General features: G+C 73.8%; 4 protein-coding genes and 1 pseudogene. 1 reads left to right on the top strand and 4 read right to left on the bottom strand.

Going from position 1 to position 4,279, the window contains the following annotated elements:
• Positions 1–588: 588 nt before the first annotated feature.
• The 4 genes from EHS43_RS38605 to EHS43_RS38590 form a co-directional block, all read right to left on the bottom strand.
• Entirely contained in the window at positions 589–1,053 is a 465-nt protein-coding gene (locus tag EHS43_RS38605) for a DUF6099 family protein (protein ID WP_125195250.1), read from the bottom strand.
• A gap of 177 nt (positions 1,054–1,230) precedes the next feature.
• Complete coding sequence (locus EHS43_RS38600; RefSeq protein ID WP_125195248.1) at positions 1,231–1,557, bottom strand: nucleotide pyrophosphohydrolase; 327 nt, start codon at positions 1,555–1,557, stop codon at positions 1,231–1,233.
• Positions 1,554–2,747, bottom strand: a complete 1,194-nt coding sequence (locus EHS43_RS38595; RefSeq protein ID WP_125195247.1) for an AAA family ATPase — start codon at positions 2,745–2,747, stop codon at positions 1,554–1,556. The genes EHS43_RS38600 and EHS43_RS38595 overlap by 4 nt, the downstream gene beginning before the upstream one ends.
• Before the next feature lie 81 nt (positions 2,748–2,828).
• A complete protein-coding gene (locus EHS43_RS38590; RefSeq protein WP_185806599.1) occupies positions 2,829–3,218 on the bottom strand; it encodes a cell division protein SepF in 390 nt (129 codons plus the stop codon).
• 258 nt (positions 3,219–3,476) lie between these two features.
• Between EHS43_RS38590 and EHS43_RS38585 the strand changes: the two are divergent.
• A pseudogene (locus EHS43_RS38585) lies at positions 3,477–4,279 on the top strand (hypothetical protein); the annotation flags it as partial.

The raw sequence follows: 4,279 nt of genomic DNA, 5'->3' as shown, positions 1-4,279 counted from the left end.
CTCCTACCAGGGCGGGGGCAGCCGAGGACCGCTCTCGCAGCGCGCGCCGGTGGGGACCGGTCGCGCAGTTCCCCGCGCCCCTGAGCGGGGACAGTCGACGCACGCCCAGCAGTGACCGCCTCCTACCAGGGCGGGGGCAGCCGAGGACCGCTCTCGCAGCGCGCGCCGGTGGGGACCGGTCGCGCAGTTCCCCGCGCCCCTGAGCGGGGACAGTCGACGCACGCCCAGCAGTGACCGCCTCCTACCAGGGCGGGGGCAGCCGAGGACCGCTCTCGCAGCGCGCGCCGGTGGGGACCGGTCGCGCAGTTCCCCGCGCCCCTGAGCGGGGACAGTCGACGCACGCCCAGCAGTGACCGCCTCCTACCGGGACGGGGCGGCTGAGGACCGCTCTCGCAGCGCGCGCCGGTGGGGACCGGTCGCGCAGTTCCCCGCGCCCCTGAGCGGGGACAGTGGACGCCCGCCCAGCAGTGACCGCCTCCTACCAGGGCGGGGGCAGCCGAGGACCGCTCTCGCAGCGCGCGCCGGTGGGGGCCGGTCGCGCAGTTCCCCGCGCCCCTGCCGCCTCCCACAGGGCCGCGGTCGGAGGGCTCAGCCCGCCTCCGGCAACTCCTCCGCCCGGTCCGCGAGTCTTCGCAGCATCTGCAGGACCCGGTCCCGCGACTCGTCCGCCGCGTCGATCGCCTCCATGCACTGCCAGTACGTCGTCTCGTCGTCGGCCGCGCAGGCCAGGCCGACCAGGGCTATCCCCACCTCGCCGAGGAGACCGCCGAGGTAGAGGAGAGCCTGGCGGGCGTCGCCGAGCTCGGTGAGCTGCGCGGCCCGCAACTCCGCCAGGGCGATCTCGGGACGCTCCAGGACCCCGCAGCCCCGGCCCGCCAGCTCGGTCAACCCCAGTGCCTCGCCCCGCAGTTCCGGCGGACCGGCGACCGCGAGGCGGCTCCCTATCGCCTGGGCCAGGGCCTGCGCCTGCCACACCTCCGCCATGACCTGAGGCGCCTCGCCGCCCCCGGCCAGGGCACGCCTGCTCGTCACGATGAGCCGCACCGCGTCCATCGGCTGCCCCCGTCTGTCGCGACGTACCCCGCGCACGTCCGCCCGAACTCCCTTGTCCACTACCCAGAGTGAGCTCGCTCGGAACGAAAAACCAGAGGTAGGCGGAAATCTGTGGACAACAAATCGGTTTCGGACCGACTTTTGCTCACGGAGAGTGAAAGTGGACTGAATCCGTCCTCAGGGTGCGGGAAACCGCCGCTCGTTGCGGTCGATCTTCGCGTCCAGCGCGGCCAGCGGATCGACGCCGAGCACCTCGCACAGCTGGAGCAGATAGGCGAGCACGTCGGCGATCTCGTCCCTGACGCGGTGCGCGGTGCCGGGGTCCGCCATGACCCGCTCCGACTCCTCCGGGGTCAACCACTGGAAGATCTCGACCAGTTCGGAGGCCTCCACACTGAGCGCGGCGACGAGGTTCTTGGGGGTGTGGTACGGCTGCCAGTCGCGCGCCGCCGCGAAGTCGGCCAGCCGGCGCTGCAGTCTCGCCACGTCGAGAGGTTCTGTCACGGCTCCAGGTGTACCACCGTGACCCCGTCCGTCCCCGTGGCCCACGAGGCGTCGCTCACCGCGCCGACGAGCCGGATGTGTCCGCGCTCGCACATCCGCACGGCCAGCCGCAGCAGTTCGGTCCGCTGGCGCGGGTCCAGGTTCCGGTCGAGGTTGTCGGCGAGCACGGTGAGCGTCTGCATCGCCGCGGGCACCTCGCCGGCCGGGTCGACCTCCAGCACCCCGGGCCCGGTGAGCAGGACCAGCGCGAGGGCGAGATACCGCAACTCGCCGTCGCCCAGCCGCCCGAGCTCCGTCCGGGCGCCGTCCCCGCGGTCGAGCAGGGCCCGGACCGTCCCGCCGGGCAGGGCTTCGGCGAGGACGTCGGCCACCGGGCCCGCGCATCCGGCGTGCACCGCGGCGACGAGTTGCGCGTGCCGCCGGACGCACTCCGCGCGGGTGCGCCACAGGACGTCGGCGAGGTTGTCGCAGCCGCCGAGCAGCCGTCCGGAACCGGTCGGGACGGGCAGGCGCATGTGTCCGGGCCGCGGGTCGCAGCGGAAGACGCAGCGCAGGGCGACGACCATCTGCTCGGCGGCGGCGAGGACGCGCCGCTGCCCGTCCGTGCGCCCGGCCACACGCAGCGGCAGCAGGGGGGTGCCGAGCAGGTCGTCGGGGAGCGGGGCGCGGGTGACCGGGGCGCTCCCGGCGGTGTGCCAGGCGGCCTGCACGGTCCGGCGGGAGGGGTCGCGCAGGGCGGTCTCCAGCAGGACGAGCCCGCCGGACGTCAACCGCTCGCCCACGATGCGCAGTTCGGGTTCGGCCTGGACGGCGACGTCGAGCCGGACCGGCCCCTCGGGTCCGTCGGCCGTGCAGCCGATGCGGAAGCCCCGGCGGCGCTGTGCGTCGGGGCGGGCCCGGTCGGGGACGCAGGAGGCGGGCCGGGCGAACACCTCGCCGAGGCTCGCGCCGCCACCGAGCCGGGCGAGCGCCTCGTACGCCCGGAGCGCGCTGGTCTTGCCGCTCCCGCTGGGGCCGGTGAACAGGGTCAGCGGCCCGAGCGGCAGTGCGGCCCGCCGGTGCACGGCGTAGGCGGAGAGTCTGAGCTCGGTGAGACAGGGCCGGCCGGGGCGCTCACCGTCCGGCGACCGCTCCGCCGGCGGAGGAGCCGACTGGGCCGGCACGACGGAGGATGTGGGGGACACGCGCATATCCGGACCGTAGGACTCCGCCATCGGACGAACCGTTCCTCCGCGGCGGCCTTCCCACGAACGGGCTAACCTCCCCGCAGCTCAGACCCCCGGCATCCCCGCGCTCTCCATCAGGCCCGTCACCTCGGTCCCGGCCGGGGTGAGCAGGAACACGTTCCGGTCCACCCGATGCATCCCGCTGGCCAGCCCGAAGACGACGCCCGTGCTGAAGTCGAGGACCCGCTTGGCGACCTCCGTCTCCGCGCTGGTGAGGTCGAGCAGGACGGGGATGCCCGCCATCAGGGTCTCGGCGACCTCGCGGGCGTCCGCGAAGACGTTGATCCGCAGGACCACGAAGCGGCGCCGGGCCTCGGTCTCGGCCTCCGCCATGGAGCGGTGGTCGACCGAGGACGGCCACGCGTCCCGTCCTCGCAACGGAACGACCTGGGCGAGCCCCTCCCACTGTTCATCGGTGACGTCGTACCTGTTCACCGGCTCCCCCCGCTCCGACTCGCCTTCAATGCCTGCACCAACCAATTCTTACGCCAAGTCACCCGTTCGGCCCAACAACGACACGGTCCGCGACCGTCTCGGCGGTCACATCACACCGCGCCGGCCACGGACGAATGGGTCTTACCCGTCTCACACCGGACTCTTGGCGTGCCGCACGGGGCCGTTCACCAGGTCCGATTAGCGTCCGATGCCGTGCTCTTGACAGATACTCGGCTGTCGGCGCCCGGCCGGCCGGGGGTGTCCGCCGCCCCGGAGGCCCCCGCGCAATGGCATCGCGCCCTGACGCTGCTCGCGGACATCAGCCTGTTCATCGGCACCCGCGAGGTGTGGACCGAGGCGGCCGTCCGCCGGCCCGCCGTGGCCGCGGTCATCTCGGTCTGTTACGCCTCGATCCTCGTCTGCGGGGTCCTCGCTCTGGTGGTGCGCGGCCGGCGGTCCCTCGCGCGCGTGGACCTGTGCGTGCTGGTGACCGGCCTGACGCTCGCCCTGTGCGCGTTCGTCCTGATCCACCGCGGCACTGACGAGTCCGTCCTGACCGCCCAGGCGGCCCGCGACCTGGTCGCCGGGCACGGGATCTACGGCCGTCCCTGGCCGTGGCTCTTCGGCGGCCGCGGCATCGCACTCACCCCGACCGTCACGGGCGGCTACGACTACACGTACGGCTACCCCCCGCTCGCTCCGCTGCTGACCGCTCCCCTGCTGTGGCTCGGGCACGGCGGCGTGCCGGCCATGGCGGTGAGCACGGGCGCGTTGCTGGTCGGCACGGTCGTGCTGTGGTGGCTGCTGCCGACGCCGTGGCGGTCGGCGGCGACCATGGCGTGTCTGGGCTTCTCGATGATTCCCATGTACGGCCGGCTCGGCTACCCGGCGATCCTGGCGCTGGCCCTGCTGGTGCCGGTGGTGGTGCGCTGGCCCCGGATCGGCCGGGGCGGGCGGCTGGGGTACGCCGGGGTGGTCCAGGCCGCCTGTCTGGGTGCGGCATGTGCGGCGCAGCAACTGCCGTGGTTCCTCACGCCGTTCCTGCTCGCCGGGATCTACGC

It is taken from the genome of Streptomyces sp. RP5T (assembly GCF_003933965.1).
GTDB lineage: Bacteria > Actinomycetota > Actinomycetes > Streptomycetales > Streptomycetaceae > Streptomyces.
Note: the sequence above shows the minus strand (reverse complement) of the source record. Positions and strands in the feature narration are given on the sequence as shown.